We start from the raw sequence: 16373 nt of genomic DNA, 5'->3' as shown, positions 1-16373 counted from the left end.
AATATTATGAAAATACGAATTAGAGGAAATTCTATTAGGTACAGACTTACTAAAAGTGAAGTAGAAGCATTTTGTAAAACTGGTTATTTTGCTCAAAAAACGGAGTTTAACACAACGCTATTCTGTTATGAAATAAAAATAAAAAAAAATATAAACAGTCTACAAACAGACTTTGCCAACAATACAATAACTATTTACGTCCCTAACAGTTACACCAAAGACTGGGCTACTAACTCTGTAGTTGGTTTTAATAACAATTACATTACACCACAAGGTAAAACGCTTTTTATTTTAGTAGAAAAAGATTTTGTTTGTATGGATGAAACTGTAGAAGACCAGTCTGACAATTACCCAAACCCTAATGCTTAGCAGTATTTTTTAAACATTTTTTTTAAATGCTTCTATAGCCTTTTTTACCGAGCCATACTTTTCTAGTATTGCTTTTGCCTCATTATAATTAATTTGCAATTCTTGTACTAAATAACGCGTACCTCTGTCTACCAACTTAATATTGCTTAGCTGCATATTAACCATTTTGTTGCCTTCTACCCTACCAGCTTTAATCATTAAAGCTGTAGAAATCATATTTAACACCATTTTTTGCGATGTACCACTTTTCATTCTTGTGCTACCCGTAACAAACTCTGGCCCTACATTTATTTCTAAAGGAATAGCAACAGATTTTGCTAAAGGAGAACCTGGGTTATTAGTAATGCAAGCTGTTAACAATCCTTTTTCATTTGCCATAGTAACACCTCCTATAACATATGGCGTTGTGCCAGATGCTGCAATCCCTACTACAACATCATTATTTGTAATATTAAATTCTTCTAAATCTCTCCATGCTTGCTGTAAATTATCTTCTGCGTTTTCTACCGCATTTCTTATGGCTTTATCACCACCAGCAATTATACCTATTACCCTGTCTATAACACCAAATGTTGGCGGAATTTCTGAAGCATCTAAAATTCCTAATCTACCACTAGTACCTGCACCTATATAAAATAATCTTCCTCCTTTTTTATAGCGCTCCACAATACTATCTACCAATTTTGTTATTGAAGGTATTATGTACTTAACAGCTTCTGCTATTTTTTGATCTTCGTTATTAATACCCAACAAAAGATCTTTACTACTCATTGTTTCCAATGCATTATAGTTTGATGGCTGTTCTGTAATTTTAATATAATCTGACATAAAATCTTATTATTATTTTTTTGGTTGATAAGGCTGCAGAATTATATTAAATGCATAAAAACACATTAAAAACTACAACACTTCTATATTTTTATTTTTAAATTCTACTAGTTTTTCATTGGTAGAGTCTAGTTCTGTAACTAGCATATCTATTTGTTGAATATCACAAATTTTGTAACGTTGCTTTGTATTTAATTTTTCAGAAATAACAGGTGCTATAACCTTTCTTGAAGACTGCATCATAGCTTTTTTCATTTGCACAATCTCCCAGTCAAACTCTGTTAACCCTTCATCTAAATCTATAGAGTGTGTTCCTAAAAAACAGATGTCTACTTTTATGCTATTTAACATATTAACAGCAGCAGAACCCATTGTTATTTGTGCATCTTTAGAAACCTTACCCCCTATAAAAATTACCTCTACATTTGGCTTAGACATTAATTGATTAGCAACTGGTAAACTTGGCGTAAAACAGGTTAATGATAAATTTGTAGGCAGCATTCTTGCCAGTTCCATATTGGTTGTTCCGCCAGTTAATAACAGTACTTGCCCGTTACGCAAAAGGTTTATGCATTTTACTGCAATCTTTGACTTTTTTTCTAAAGAATATACTTCATTAAACTGAAAACTATAGTTATTAAAGCCTAAAGAGATAGCACCACCGTGCACTTTTTTTAACTTTTTCTCTTTATGAAGCTCTTTAATATCTCTTCTAATTGTATCCATAGATACTTTTAAAAGGTCTGCCATATCTGTTAAGAGCACTCTATTGTGCACTCTTACCTCGTTTAAAATAAACTGTTGTCTTTCTTCTTTTAACATATTAGGCAAATATATGCAATAAAAATATTGCTAATAACTGCAAAGAAAAAACAATATTACATACAAAACAGCATAAAATTGCAAAAATTATTATCGATAATGCAATTATTTGCATTTTTTTGCATAAGTTTGAAAAGATTAACAATGAGTTAACTTAAAGTTTAAAACTATTAACATAAGATTTTTAAAGACTATTAATTTATAAGCATAGTAAAATATTAAACCCTAGAATTTACCTACTAACTAAAACCAAAAAAGTAATTTAAAACAAACTCTAATTATGAAAAAAGGATTTCAAAAATCAATCTTATTTTTTCTGTTTTTATGCTCCTTACAAATGTTTGGACAGTCTAAAACAGTTACGGGTGAAGTAAAAGACCCAGAAGGAGTGCCCATTCCTGGAGTTAGTGTTTTTGCAAAAAACACAAGCAACGGAACTGAAACTGATTTTGATGGAAAATTTACCATTGATTTATCAGATAGTGAAAACACAATTCTTGTTTTTTCTTATTTAGGATATGCAAAACAAGAAATACCGGTAGGCAACCAAAGCTTTTTTAATATTACACTTTTAACTGACGTACAAGGGTTAGATGAAGTTGTGTTGGTTGGTTACGGTAACCAAAAGAAGAGAAGTGTAACAGGATCTGTAGCTTCTGTAGACACAGACGTACTTGCATCTAGACCTATTACAGATGTTGCACGTGGTTTACAAGGGGTTACACCTGGTTTAACAATTACTACTCCAAGCGGACAAATAGGTACTAACCCAACTATTAAGCTTAGAGGTAATGTTGGCACATTAGGTACTGGTGGCGGTGCACAACCTTTAATATTGGTTGATAATGTTGAAATTCCAAGTTTACAATCTATTAACCCTGAAGATATTGATGAAATATCTGTTTTAAAAGATGCTGCATCTACTTCTATTTATGGTGCAAGAGGTGCTTGGGGTGTAATTTTAATTACTACTAAAAAAGGGCGTAGAAACCAGGCTCCTTCTATAAGTTACTCCAATAACTTTTCTTGGGCAACACCTACAAACACTCCAAAAGTAGCTCCTGCTGCCGAAGGTGCAGAAATGGCATTTGCTGCTGTTAACCGCAGAATACCATCATTACAATCTTACGGTGTTGTAGGTATGCGTATAGACCAACTTGCTATTGAAAAAATGAGAGAATGGGAAGAGCTATACGGAGGCCAAAACTTAGGCAATGAAATGGTAGAGGGCCGTGACTATGAAATTAGAGATGGTAGCTTGTTCTTTTACAGATCTTGGGATCCTAGAGAACAATTTGTAGAAAAATGGGCTCCACAACAAAAACACGATTTTTCTTTATCTGGTGGTAGTGAAAAAACCAACTATTATTTAGGTCTTGGTTATTTAGACCAAGGTGGTGTATACAAAACCAATCCTGATAAATACCAACGTTACAATGTAAATTTAAGTGTAAACTCTACTATTAACGACTGGGTAGATGTTAGAGCCAAAGTTTTACATAGCAACTCTAAAACTACAGAACCTTTTAAATTTGGTTCTGCTACTTATGATGCTTGGTTCTACACTACCAGATGGCCAGCTTTTTACCCATACGGAACTGTAGATGGCAAACCTTTTAGAAACCATATTTCTGAAGTAGAGCAAGCAAAAATGAATGAAACTAATTACTCTTTATCTAGAATAAACTTAGGTACTACTTTAACACCTATTAAAGATTTAGCTATAAACTTTGACTTTACACATGACAGAGTAGAAGAACATGAAAAGCAAGTGGGAGGCACTCTTTATGCGTATAATTTTTGGGGACAAGGAGCAGATTTCTCATATGTACCTTATAGTAGTTCTGCATATGACCGCGTACAATACAACTCGGACTGGAGCAGAAGAAATACCGCTAAAGCTTATTTAAATTATGATAAAGAATTTAACAATCATAAGTTCAAATTTACTTTTGGTGGTGATATGGAAGAATATGAATATTGGTTTCACTATTCTCAAAGAAGAGAGTTACTAAACCCAGACCAGGGTGAACTAGCTTTAGCAACAGGAGACCAATTTGTAGGAGGAGATAGAAACAAATGGACAACCTTAGGTTTCTTTGGTCGTGTTAACTATTCATATAAAGACAAATTATTACTAGAGGTTAATGCTCGTTATGATGGTTCTTCTAGATTATCATCAGATAAAAAATGGGGCTATTTTCCATCTGTATCTGCAGGTTATGTAATGACAGAAGAAGATTTTATGAAAAACTTAGATCCTGCTTTATCATTTTTAAAGTTTAGAGGTTCTTACGGTTCTGTTGGTAACCAAAACACGTACTTATCTAGTATTTATAGAATCATGTCCTCTACATCATCTAGTTGGTTAATTGACGGACAAAACCAATTAACCGTTGGCACACCTGGTGCACTACCTTCTTCATTAACGTGGGAGACTGTAACAACTTTAGATTTTGGTTTAGATGCTAAATTTATAAATAACAAACTAGGTTTAACTTTTGATTGGTACAGAAGAACGGTAAGTGATATGCATAGCTCTGGTGTAACGTTACCTAACACTTTTGGCACCTCTTCTCCAAGAAGAAACTTTGGTGAAATGCAAACTAATGGTTGGGAGCTTGCTTTAGATTTTAATCATCAATTTGATAATGATTTACGCATTAATGCAACAGCAACTTTATCAGACTTTAAAGAAAAAATTACAAAGTACGCTAATGACACCAAAAGCATTTACTCTAATTACGAAGGAAAAGTAATTGGTGAAATTTGGGGTTATGAAACAGATAGATTTTTTACTGAGGATGATTTTAATGCAGACGGATCTTACGCTGCAGGTGTTCCTAGTCAAGAATTGTACGAAACTAACGGGTGGTTTAAATATGGTCCTGGAGATATTAAATACAAAGATATTAATGGTGATGGTGTTATTGACTATGGCTCTAACACTGTTGGAGACTCAGGAGATATGAAAGTGATTGGTAACACCACACCAAGATATCAGTACAGCATACAACTTGGTGCAGATTGGAAAGGTTTTGACCTTAATATGTTTATGCAAGGTGTTGGTAAAAGAGATTTTTGGGCAAACGGACCTGTATTTATCCCTGGTTACCGCTATGCAGAGGCTTGGTATGACCATCAGTTAGACTACTGGACGCCAGAAAATACTAATGCATATTACCCAAGACCTAATGACCAACAACAAAGTAATTCTCAAATGAATTTTTTACCGCAAACAAAGTACTTACTTAATATGTCTTACTTACGCATGAAAAACATAACTCTTGGTTATTCTTTACCAGAGTCTATCACCAATAAGCTTAAAGTAAACAAATTTAGATTATATGTAAGTGGAGAAAACTTATTTGAAATAAGCGGTGTAGAAATTCCTGTAGACCCAGAAGTAGACTACACAAACGCTGGTACTAATGACACATCTACATTTGGTAGAGTTTATCCTTTTAGAAGAAGTTATTCTTTTGGACTTCAAATATCTCTATAAATTTTAAAACTAAAAAAATGAAAGTAACAAATAAATTAATACTGCTTTTTCTTTGCATTGTTGCATTTGTAGGGTGTGAAGATGACTACCTTGATGTTCCCCCACAAGATTTACTTACAGATGAAACATACTGGACTAGTGAAGGCAATGTAAAGGCTTTTGCTTTTGGCTTCTATAATGGATATTTTAGAGGATACGGATCTAGCTATAGCTGGGGAAATTATTTTTCTGGACAATCTTTAAATGATGATTTTGCTTCTACAAACCCGTCTAGATTTACACAACAAGTACCTACCTCTGGTGGCGGCTGGGGCTTTAGTTGGGTACGTAAAGCAAACATTTTTATAAATCGTGTACAAACAGTTCCTATGGAGCAAGAAGCTATTAACCACTGGACTGGTATTGGTAGATTTTTTAGAGCTTTAGAATACCACGATTTAACAAGTAGATTTGGAGATGTTCCTTATTTTGACACTGAGCTATCTGAAAATGATAATGAACAATTATACAAAAAAAGAGATGAGCGCACTTTTGTAATGGATAAAGTACTTGAAGACTTACAATATGCAGCAGACAATGTTAGAGCTTCTGTAGATGACAATGGTTTAGAAGTAAATAAATATGTTGTACTAGCTTATATGTCTCGTATTATGTTGTATGAAGGTACTTGGCAAAAATATCATGAAGGGAACACAACAAAAGCTTTAGAGTACTTAACTGCTGCAAAATGGGCTGCTAATGAAGTTATAAGTTCTGGCAACTATAGTTTAGGCAATTATAGAGAAGTATTTAATTCTTTAAGCTTATCTGGAAATCCTGAGGTTATCTTATACAAAGAATACCAAGAAGGACTAATAACACACGCCTTAAACAGCTATAATAACAAAGAGCCACAAGTTGGTGTCTCTAGAAATGCTATTAATGCATATTTAGCCAATGACGGTTTACCTATAACAGTTTCGTCTGAATACCAAGGAGACCAAGGCATAGATAATGTTATGGCAAACAGAGATCCAAGAATTTATGAAACATTTGTTTCTTATGAATTACGTTTAAACGGCATCGCATCTAACCACTCATCATCTGGTTTTGCTACTCACAAATTTTTAAATGAGTCTATAAAAGATGATCCAATAGGTAGCTCTAACTTAAACCCTACAGACGCTCCAATTATTAGGTATGGAGAAGTTTTAATGAATTACGCAGAAGCTGCTGCAGAAATAGGAACTGTTGGTGGTGCTGCTATAACACAAGCAGATGTAGATAAATCTATCAATGTTTTAAGAGACAGACCTGGTGTTGAAATTCCACATTTAGAAGTTGCTGGAGATTTACCAGCGGTTGGTGGTGTAACTTATGATGACCCTAATAGAGATGCATCTGTACCAGCTTTATTATGGGAAATTAGAAGAGAAAGAAGAGTTGAGTTAATGATGGAAGGCTTTAGACTTGACGATCTTAAAAGATGGAAAAAACTTGAGTATGTAGATATGGTTGATAATCCTGAAATTAACCAAGGTGCATATATTGTTAAGGCAGATTATCCAGATAACAACTTAGATGAAATTACATTAACAAATGGAGATGAAGGATACATAGTTCCGGCCTCTGCGGCAGAATCTTTACGTGTTTTTGACAACCCAAGAGTTTACTTAAGCCCTATTCCTTTAGATCAAATTACGCTGTATAAAGATCAAGGTGTAGAGCTAGAGCAAAATCCTGGCTGGTAACTAAATAATTATAGTTTTTTAGTTTTTCAAAAAAAGTTCTTCAGGTTTATTTCTGAAGGACTTTTTTAATACCTAGTAGCATTTTTCAAAAAAAAAAAAAACATAAATCACATCGTATGAAAATTTATTCTTTTAGATATTTTTTTATAGCAACTATAGCGTTACTGTTTGTTAGTTGCAAATCTTCAAAAGAACTATCATTTTTTAATAAAACCCCTTTAGGAAAAACTAAAAAAACCACAAAATGGGATCCAAAAACACCTTATAATATTGAAGAATTTAGGGCTGCTTGGGTTGCTACTGTTGCTAATATTAATTGGCCCAGTAAACCAGGCTTATCTATTTATGAACAACAAAAAGAAGCTTTAGCTCTTTTAGATTATTTAAAAGATCATAATTTTAATGCTGTAATTTTTCAGGTTAGGCCTCAAGCAGACGCTCTTTACCAAAGCAGTATAGAACCCTGGTCTTATTACTTAACAGGTGAACAAGGCAAAGCTCCGGAACCATTTTATGATCCTTTAAAGTTTTGGATTTATGCTGCGCACGAAAGAGGCTTGGAGCTACACGCATGGCTAAACCCATACAGAGCACACCATACACAAGGAGGTAATATTAAAAGTACATCTGTTGTAAAAACCAATCCAGAATTAGTTGTTGGTTTAGAAAATGGAATGTATTGGATGAATCCTTCTTTACAAGAAACCCAAGACCGTTCTTTAGCCGTTGTTATGGACATTGTTAACAGGTACGAAGTAGACGGAATACATTTTGATGATTATTTTTATCCTTACGATTCTTACAACAACGGCAAAGATTTTCCAGATAACAAAAGTTGGAGCGCATACATTAGTAATGGAGGAAAACTAAGCAAATCTAACTGGAGAAGACAAAGTGTGAATACTTTTATTAAAAATGTATATACAGAAATTAAAAAAAGTAAACCTCACGTAAAATTTGGTTTAAGTCCGTTTGGAATATGGAGACCTGGCTACCCAGAATCTGTTGTAGGTTATGATCAGTATGAAAAACTATATGCAGATGCCAAATTATGGATAAACAATGGGTGGGTAGATTATTTTACACCTCAACTTTATTGGACAACAAACAAAATAGGACAAAGTTTTCCTGAACTATTAGGCTGGTGGCAAACAGAAAACAGCAAACAAATGCACTTATGGCCAGGTATAAAAGTAGATTTAGGCGGTACTAAAGAAAACCTAGATGAGGTTTTTAATCAGATTATGATTACTAGAGGTATGCTACCAAAAAGCAAAGGCACTGTACATTGGAGCATTGGTCCGCTAATTAAATATGATACATTATCTAAGGGATTGTTAGCCAAACCATACAAAAACAAAACCTTAGTACCACCATCTCCTTGGTTAGATAATACTCCGCCACTACAACCAATAGTGAAAACCACAAAAAAAGGAAACACCGTACAAATTAGTTGGGAACATAACAATACTACAGATGTGTTTAGATGGGTGCTTTATTTTAAAAGAAATGGCAAAAAATGGCAACACACTATTTTAAATCGTAGAAATAGAAATTACAACATTCCTCTTACACTTAAAAACAACACAAATACCTTAAATAAAATTGGCTTAACAGCTGTAGATAGAACTGGAAACCAAAGTGAATTTTTTGAACTTATAATTAATTAAAAATATGACTCCGATTATAGTTTTTAGTGTAATTACAGGTTATTTTGGATTGTTAATGCTTATTAGCTACTTAACCTCCAGAAAATCTGACAATGACACTTTTTTTACAGGAAACAGAAAATCTCCTTGGTACCTAGTTGCCTATGGTATGGTTGGTGCTTCTTTATCTGGTGTTACTTTTATTTCTGTACCTGGTGAGGTGGCTAATACTGGCTGGACCTATTTACAATTTGTACTTGGTAATATTGTAGGTTACGTAATAATAGCATTTGTATTAATTCCTTTATTCTACAAACTAAACCTAATTTCAATTTACGAATATTTAAAAGACCGTTTTGGATTAAAATCTTATAGAACTGGAGCATCATTCTTTTTAATTTCTCAAACAATTGGCGCTTCTTTTAGGCTATTTTTAGCTGCTATTGTTTTACAAATTGCTTTTTTTGATTCCTTTGGTATTCCGTTTTGGGTAACCGTCTTAGTTACTATTTCCTTAATATGGTTGTACACTTTTAGAGGTGGAATAAAAACTATTGTATGGACAGATACTATACAGACAACTTTTTTACTTTTAGCTGTAACCATTAGCATTATTGTAATTCTTAGTCAACTAAACCTATCTTTTGATGATGCCATTAAATTAGTTACTACAAGTCCTAAATCTAAATTATTTGAGTGGGATTGGTTATCTGACCGTAATTTTTTTAAAACCTTTACTGCTGGTATATTTATTACCATTGCAATGAATGGTTTAGACCAAAATGTGATGCAAAAAAACCTAACATGCAAAAACGTAAAAGATGCTCAAAAAAACATCCTATGGTTTTCTATTACCTTTTTAATATCAACTCTTTTATTTTTAATTCTTGGTGTATTACTTTATCAATATGCTTTAACCAACAATATTCCAATTCCAGAACGTACAGATGATTTGTACCCATTACTTGCTTTAAACTATTTTGGGCTCCTTGCCGGAATTGTTTTTTTACTTGGGATAATTGCAGCTGCATTTTCTAGTGCAGACTCTGCCTTAACTGCATTAACCACTTCTTTTTGTATTGATATTTTAAACATCAGAAAAACAAAAACGGTGCAGAAAAAAACTAGACTTTACGTACACATAGGGTTTACAATGCTAATGTTTTTAGTAATTATTGTATTTAACTCTTTTAACGATGCTAGCGTTGTTAGTGCTGTTTTTAAGGTTGCAGGCTTTACCTATGGCCCAATTTTAGGTTTGTATTCTTTTGGTTTAATAACACGCAAAAAAGTAAAAGATAAACTTGTACCTTTAATTTGCATTATTGCCCCTATACTATCTATCATTTTAAATTACAATTCAGAAAAATGGTTTAACGGCTTTAAATTTGGCTTTGAGATTTTAATAGTAAATGCAATTTTAACTATGCTGGGCCTATGGCTAATAACTATAAAACCTAAAACTTCTTTGAACTAAACACCTATACAAATGAAAACAAAAATAGTAACCACTTTTTTACTTACCCTACTTTTAGGCATAGCCGTAAAAGGACAAGAAAAAGTTACCTCACCAGAGTTTTTAAAATATACAAATAGCAAATGGGTAGACTCTGTAATGAAAAGTTTAACTCCAAAGGAAAGAATTGGTCAACTAATGTTTGTTGCTGCCTACTCTAACAAGGGAATTGAACATGAGAAAGAAATTTTAGAAACAATACAAAAATGGAATATTGGAGGTTTGGTATTTTTTCAAGGAGATCCTGTTACTCAAGTTAAACAAATGAATAGCTACCAAAAACAAGCTAAAACTCCTTTACTAGGAGCTATTGATGCAGAATGGGGTTTGGGTATGCGTTTAGATAGCACAATTAGTTACCCTTATCAAATGGCTCTTGGCGCTATACAAAACAACAACTTAATTTACAAAATGGGTACTGAGGTTGCGAGGCAAATAAAAAATACCGGTTTACATTTAAATTTTGCTCCTGTTGCAGACGTTAACAATAATCCAGATAATCCTGTAATTAACTACCGCTCTTTTGGTGAAGATAAATACAAAGTGGCTCAAAAAAGTATTGCTTATATGCAAGGTATGCAAAATGCAGGCCTGTTAACTACAGCTAAACACTTTCCTGGACACGGAGATACTAATACCGACTCTCATTACAAATTACCACAAATTAACCACTCATTAGAACGCTTAAATAATTTAGAACTTTACCCTTTTAAAGAACTAATAAATGCAGGATTAAATGGTGTTATGGTTGCTCATTTAAATATTCCTGCACTAGATGCATCTGAAAAACCTTCTACTCTTTCTAAAGCAATAGTAACAGACTTATTACAAAACAAACTAGGTTTTAGTGGTTTAATTATTACCGATGCAATGCGTATGAAAGGTGTTACTAACAACAACAAACCTGGTATTGTAGATAAAGAAGCAGTACAAGCGGGTAATGATGTATTAGAACTTACACAAAATGTTGCTAAAGCAATTACAGAGATAGAAAATGCAGTTAAAAACAATAGTATTTTACAAGCCGATATTGACAATAGAGTTCGTAAAATATTAGCCGCAAAACAATGGGCCGGACTCCATAACTACAAACCCACTCCTAACAATAATTTAGTACATAACTTAAATAATGCTAATGCTAAATTGTTAAAAAGACAATTGGTAGAAGCTTCTTTAACGGTACTTAAAAATGACGACGACGTAGTGCCATTACAAAAATTAGACACTTTAAATATTATGTCTATTTCTATTGGTGACTCTTTAACTACAAAGTTTCAAAAAACTCTAGGTTTATATAACAATGTAAAACATTTTAATATTGGCAATGATATCAACCCTGCTACAATAGACAAATTAAAAAAGGCTATTAACAACCATAATCTAATTTTGTTAGGTGTACACGACTCTAGCGCTTTTCCAAAAAATAAAATTAGTTTTTCTAATACACTATTAAAGTTTATTGAAGGCTTACCCTTTAATAAAACAGTGGTTACTTACTTTAAAAATCCATATTCAATAGCCAAAATTAAAAATATAGAAAATGCCAAGAGCTTAATACTAACCTACCAAGATAGTAAAACTACACAAGACATTGCTGCCCAACTTATATTTGGAGGAGCCTCTGCAAACGGCAAACTACCTGTTAGTATAGGATCAAAATTTAAAGCAGGAGCAGGATTAACAACAGCTAAAAAAATTAGATTTAAATACACATTACCAGAAGATGCTGGTTTAAACTCCAAAACATTAAACTCTAGGATAGACTCTTTAATACAACAAGCCATATCTAACAAAGCAATTCCTGGCGCACAAGTGCTTATTGCAAAAAATGGTAAAGTTGTTTTACACAAAGCTTACGGCACCCACACGTATAGTGACACAACTAAGGTTAAATTATCTAATGTATATGATATTGCCTCAGTTACAAAAATATCATCTGCCCTGCCTGCGCTAATGCATTTACAAGATGCTAACAAGTTTAGTACAGAAAAAACTATTGATGATTATTTACCTTATTTTAAAGGCTCTAACAAAGCAGGTATTCCTTTTAGAGAAATACTAACACACCAAGCTGGTTTTTCTCCTTGGATCCCGTATTGGCAAAACACTTTACGCAAAAACGGGAGTTACAAATGGCACACTATTAAAAGAGATTCATCTGCTCGTTTCCCTATAAAAATAACATCTAATATGTGGTTAAATCGCAACTACAAAAAGAAGGTTTTTAAAGCTATTAAAAAATCACCTGTAAGTGATGTAAAAAAATACAAATACTCTGGATTAGTCTTTTACTTGCTACCTACTATTGTTGAAGAAATAACAAGTACAAATTTTGTAGACTATATTAACGCTAATTTTTATGATAAATTAGGTGCCACAACACTAACATACAACCCAGAACAAAAATTTAGTCATAGCAAAATTATACCTACTGAAAATGATTTTTTGTTTAGGCACAGTACAATACACGGAACAGTACATGATGAAGGAGCCGCTATGATGGGAGGTATATCTGCAAACGCGGGCTTGTTTTCTAATGCAAACGACCTTGCAAAATTAATGCAAATGTATTTAGATATGGGAACTTATGGTAATGAAGAGTTTATTTCTAAAAACACATTAAAACAATATACTAGTGTACAATTTCCAGACAATAATAACCATAGAGGCATTGGGTTTGACAAACCATACTTAATTTACAAAGGGGAAAACAGTAACACTGCCAAAGACGCAAGTAAAGAAAGTTTTGGACATACTGGGTTTACCGGCACAATGGTATGGATGGACCCTAAAGAAAATGTATTGTTTGTTTTTTTATCTAACAGGGTAACTCCTACTAGAGAAAACAGAACACTTTACAAATTAAACACCAGAACTAAAATACAACAAGTTATTTATGATGCTATTAAATAGCATTATCACTAAAACAAAAAAAGAGTGCCTAAAAGGCACTCTTTTTAACTAACCAACTAAATACTTAATATAGTAATTAATTTTCTTTATCTTCTTCAAACTCAGTTTCTGCAACACCAGTTTTTGCTGTGTTTAAGTCTCTAAACTGTAAGCTTGGTTTTTTTCCGTCAAAATCAAAAACTAAAATCTCTTTAGACTGCATAAAGTCTAAACTTTTAAAGCTATTAAATTTATTATTTTGTAATTGTAATACTTTAAGGTTAACCAATTGTCCAAATTCTTGAGGTATATCTCCCATTAATTGGTTATTGGCAATTACCAACTCTTTTAACTCTACTAGATTACCCAACTCTCTTGGCACAAAACCAACTAAAGTATTTTCAAAAAGTCCTAGGCTTTCTAACTTAGTTAAACTTCCTAACTCATCAGGAATTATACCTGTTAACTTATTGCTAGAAACATTTAACTCTTTCAATTTTTTTAATTTTCCTATGCTTTTAGGAATCTCGCCTTTTATTAGGTTATTAAATAAAATTAGATTTTCTAAATTGGCTAAGTCTCCCAGTTTAGTAGGTAACTCACCAGTTAACAAGTTCATTTCTAAATGAAGTGTTTTTAACTCCTTTAACTTAGTAATTGTTTCTGGTATTTCTCCGTTTATTTTATTAAACGCTAAATTTAAATCTTGTAAGTTTTTTAGCTTACATATTGTTTTTGGTAAAGTTCCATCTAAATTATTTCTAAACAAATTTATACCAACAACTTTATTATCTTCTACTTTAATTCCTTTCCAAGTAGAAACCGGTTTATTTAAATCCCACTTAGTTGTCCATTCACTACCATTTGTAGCGTTGTACAAATCTATTAACACCGCTTTCTCTTTTGAAGAAATTTGTGCTGTAACTGCCTGTAACGTAATGGCTACAAAAGCTATAATTGTGTAAGTAAAATTCTTTTTCATTTGTATACTAGTTTGCAAGTATTGTGATACAAATAGAAACTAATTATAGACAACTGGCAAAATTATTAGATGAAATACAGGCACTTAGCTCATTTTTGTTGTGAAATGCGCTTTTTTTGTGGTTTAGCAAATCTACTTACAAATACTTATTTTACTTACATATCTTCTAGACTAAGGGTTAAATCTTCCCAAGTAGCCATTAATTCTTTTAATTTTTTCTTTTTGGCTTCATATTTATCAAAAAAATCTGGCTCAGCAATGGTAGCTTCATACTCCAATAAAAGTTTTTCATCTATCTTTTTAATAGTACTTTCTAAGGTAGAAATTTCACTTTCTACATTACTAAGTTTATTTTTTAATGATTTTATTTTTTTCTGATCTTTATAATCTACTTTTTTATTCTCCTCTTTTTTTACTTCTTGCTTTACCTTGGTCTTTTTTTCTATAGCCCTAAAATTTTCTGCTTTACGTTGTTCTAAATAATAATCTATATCTCCTAAATACTCGCGTATTTTTTGATCTTTAAACTCATATACTTTATTGGTTAAGCCTTGTAAAAAATCTCTATCATGAGATACAAGTATTAATGTGCCCTCAAAATTTTGCAGAGCTTGTTTTAAAACGTTTTTAGATTTTATATCTAAGTGGTTGGTGGGCTCATCCATTACCAAAACATTTAGCGGTTGCAACAGCATTTTAGCTAATGCTAAACGGTTACGCTCACCACCAGACAATACTCTTACATACTTATCTACATCATCTCCTCTAAATAAAAATGACCCTAAAATATCTCTAACTTTGCTTCGGTTGGTTTCATTAGCAGCATCAATCATAGTATCTAAAATGGTTTTGGTACCATCTAAATACTCTGCTTGGTTTTGCGCAAAATACCCTATTTGTACATTGTGTCCTAGTTTTAAATGGCCTGTATAATCTAACTCACCCACCATAATTTTAGCCAAAGTAGATTTACCTTGTCCGTTTTGTCCAACAAATGCAGTTTTACTATCGCGTTCTATTAATAAATCTATATTATTTAATACTTGCTTTTCTCCGTAGTTTTTAGATAAATTTTCAATTTCAGCAATAATTTTTCCAGGAGTTATAGATATCGGAAAACGTAAATTCATAACACTATTATCATCCTCATCTACCTCTATCCTATCAATCTTATCTAATTTTTTAATTAAAGATTGTGCCATAGTTGCCTTAGATGCTTTTGCTCTAAATTTCTCTATCAGCTTTTCTGTTTGCTGTATTTGCTTTTCTTGATTTTTTTGCGCACTTAATTGTTGTGTTTTAAGCTCATTACGCTGAATTAGGTATTCTGAATAAGGTTTATTGTAATCGTATATTCTACCTAAAGATATTTCTATGGTTCTGTTGGTAACATTATCTAAAAACATTTTATCATGCGATACAATTACCACTGCACCAGAATATCCTTTTAAAAATTGCTCTAACCAAATAATAGATTCTATATCTAAGTGGTTGGTAGGCTCATCTAACAACAATACATCATTGGTTTGTAATAGTAATTTAGCCAACTCTATACGCATACGCCAACCACCAGAAAATGTTTCGGTTTTTTTATCAAAATCTTCTCTACTAAAACCTAAACCCTGTAACACTTTTTCTGTTTCTCCTTGGTAGTTATAACCTCCAAGAATTTCATAATGATGCGTAATATCATTTAAGTCTATTATAAGCTGACTATAACTTTCGCTTTCATAATCTGTACGTTCTGCTAGCTGATGATTTATTTCATCTAACTTTAACTCTAATGCTTTTATTTCTTCAAACGCCTGGTAAGACTCTTCTAAAACAGATCTGCCTTCTACAAAATCTATATCTTGTTTTAAAAAACCAATTTTTACATCTTTATCTGCGGCTATTGTACCACTATCTATTGGCATTTCTTTAGACAGTAGTTTTAACAGTGTAGATTTACCTGCTCCATTTTTTCCTATTAACCCAACACGGTTTCCAGGATTTAGTCTAAAAGAAATTTCTTCGAATAAAAATTCTCCTCCAAAAGAGACAGATAAATTGTGAATATTAAGCATAAATTGTGACTAAT

The 16373-nt window shown here is 32.4% G+C and carries 10 protein-coding genes; 6 read left to right on the top strand and 4 right to left on the bottom strand.

The window, feature by feature from the left end; translation table 11 throughout:
• Positions 1-6: 6 nt before the first annotated feature.
• Positions 7-369 carry a DUF7009 family protein gene (locus KLA_RS12220; protein WP_013620324.1) on the top strand — a complete coding sequence of 121 codons (363 nt, stop codon included), beginning with the start codon at positions 7-9 and terminating at the stop codon, positions 367-369.
• Positions 370-378: 9 nt separating this feature from the next.
• Here KLA_RS12220 and KLA_RS12215 read toward each other — a convergent pair whose 3' ends face one another.
• Positions 379-1197, bottom strand: coding sequence for an N-acetylmuramic acid 6-phosphate etherase (locus KLA_RS12215; protein ID WP_013620325.1), 819 nt, complete (start codon positions 1195-1197; stop codon positions 379-381).
• Between the two features lie 72 nt (positions 1198-1269).
• Positions 1270-2019, bottom strand: coding sequence for a DeoR/GlpR family DNA-binding transcription regulator (locus tag KLA_RS12210; protein WP_013620326.1), 750 nt, complete (start codon positions 2017-2019; stop codon positions 1270-1272).
• Positions 2020-2299: 280 nt separating this feature from the next.
• Here KLA_RS12210 and KLA_RS12205 point away from each other — a divergent pair, with 280 nt between their 5' ends.
• From KLA_RS12205 to KLA_RS12185, 5 genes are all read left to right on the top strand, one after another.
• Positions 2300-5524, top strand: a complete 3225-nt coding sequence (locus KLA_RS12205; protein WP_013620327.1) for a SusC/RagA family TonB-linked outer membrane protein — start codon at positions 2300-2302, stop codon at positions 5522-5524.
• A 17-nt stretch (positions 5525-5541) separates the two neighbouring features.
• Positions 5542-7254, top strand: coding sequence for a RagB/SusD family nutrient uptake outer membrane protein (locus KLA_RS12200; protein WP_034646198.1), 1713 nt, complete (start codon positions 5542-5544; stop codon positions 7252-7254).
• 116 nt (positions 7255-7370) lie between these two features.
• Entirely contained in the window at positions 7371-8924 is a 1554-nt protein-coding gene (locus KLA_RS12195) for a glycoside hydrolase family 10 protein (protein ID WP_034646196.1), read from the top strand.
• Between the two features lie 4 nt (positions 8925-8928).
• On the top strand, positions 8929-10380 hold the full coding sequence (locus KLA_RS12190) for a sodium:solute symporter (RefSeq protein WP_034646194.1): 1452 nt from the start codon (positions 8929-8931) through the stop codon (positions 10378-10380).
• A gap of 12 nt (positions 10381-10392) precedes the next feature.
• A complete protein-coding gene (locus tag KLA_RS12185) occupies positions 10393-13332 on the top strand; it encodes a glycoside hydrolase family 3 N-terminal domain-containing protein (protein ID WP_034646192.1) in 2940 nt (979 codons plus the stop codon).
• A 76-nt stretch (positions 13333-13408) separates the two neighbouring features.
• Here KLA_RS12185 and KLA_RS12180 read toward each other — a convergent pair whose 3' ends face one another.
• Complete coding sequence (locus KLA_RS12180) at positions 13409-14293, bottom strand: hypothetical protein (RefSeq protein ID WP_034646190.1); 885 nt, start codon at positions 14291-14293, stop codon at positions 13409-13411.
• Positions 14294-14448: 155 nt separating this feature from the next.
• Positions 14449-16359: an ABC-F family ATP-binding cassette domain-containing protein gene (locus tag KLA_RS12175; RefSeq protein ID WP_013620333.1), complete on the bottom strand. Its 1911-nt coding sequence runs from the start codon at positions 16357-16359 to the stop codon at positions 14449-14451.
• Positions 16360-16373: the final 14 nt, after the last annotated feature.

It is taken from the genome of Cellulophaga geojensis KL-A (assembly GCF_000568425.1).
Taxonomy (GTDB): domain Bacteria; phylum Bacteroidota; class Bacteroidia; order Flavobacteriales; family Flavobacteriaceae; genus Cellulophaga; species Cellulophaga lytica.
This window is presented reverse-complemented; position numbering and strand designations above follow the sequence as displayed.

Bases quoted from the DNA above. Each gene is read 5' to 3' on its own strand.
- KLA_RS12220 (WP_013620324.1), top strand. From the start codon at position 7: ATGAAAATACGAATTAGAGGAAATTCTATTAGGTACAGACTTACTAAA.
- KLA_RS12215 (WP_013620325.1), bottom strand. From the start codon at position 1,197: ATGTCAGATTATATTAAAATTACAGAACAGCCATCAAACTATAATGCA.
- KLA_RS12210 (WP_013620326.1), bottom strand. From the start codon at position 2,019: ATGTTAAAAGAAGAAAGACAACAGTTTATTTTAAACGAGGTAAGAGTG.
- KLA_RS12205 (WP_013620327.1), top strand. From the start codon at position 2,300: ATGAAAAAAGGATTTCAAAAATCAATCTTATTTTTTCTGTTTTTATGC.
- KLA_RS12200 (WP_034646198.1), top strand. From the start codon at position 5,542: ATGAAAGTAACAAATAAATTAATACTGCTTTTTCTTTGCATTGTTGCA.
- KLA_RS12195 (WP_034646196.1), top strand. From the start codon at position 7,371: ATGAAAATTTATTCTTTTAGATATTTTTTTATAGCAACTATAGCGTTA.
- KLA_RS12190 (WP_034646194.1), top strand. From the start codon at position 8,929: ATGACTCCGATTATAGTTTTTAGTGTAATTACAGGTTATTTTGGATTG.
- KLA_RS12185 (WP_034646192.1), top strand. From the start codon at position 10,393: ATGAAAACAAAAATAGTAACCACTTTTTTACTTACCCTACTTTTAGGC.
- KLA_RS12180 (WP_034646190.1), bottom strand. From the start codon at position 14,293: ATGAAAAAGAATTTTACTTACACAATTATAGCTTTTGTAGCCATTACG.
- KLA_RS12175 (WP_013620333.1), bottom strand. From the start codon at position 16,359: ATGCTTAATATTCACAATTTATCTGTCTCTTTTGGAGGAGAATTTTTA.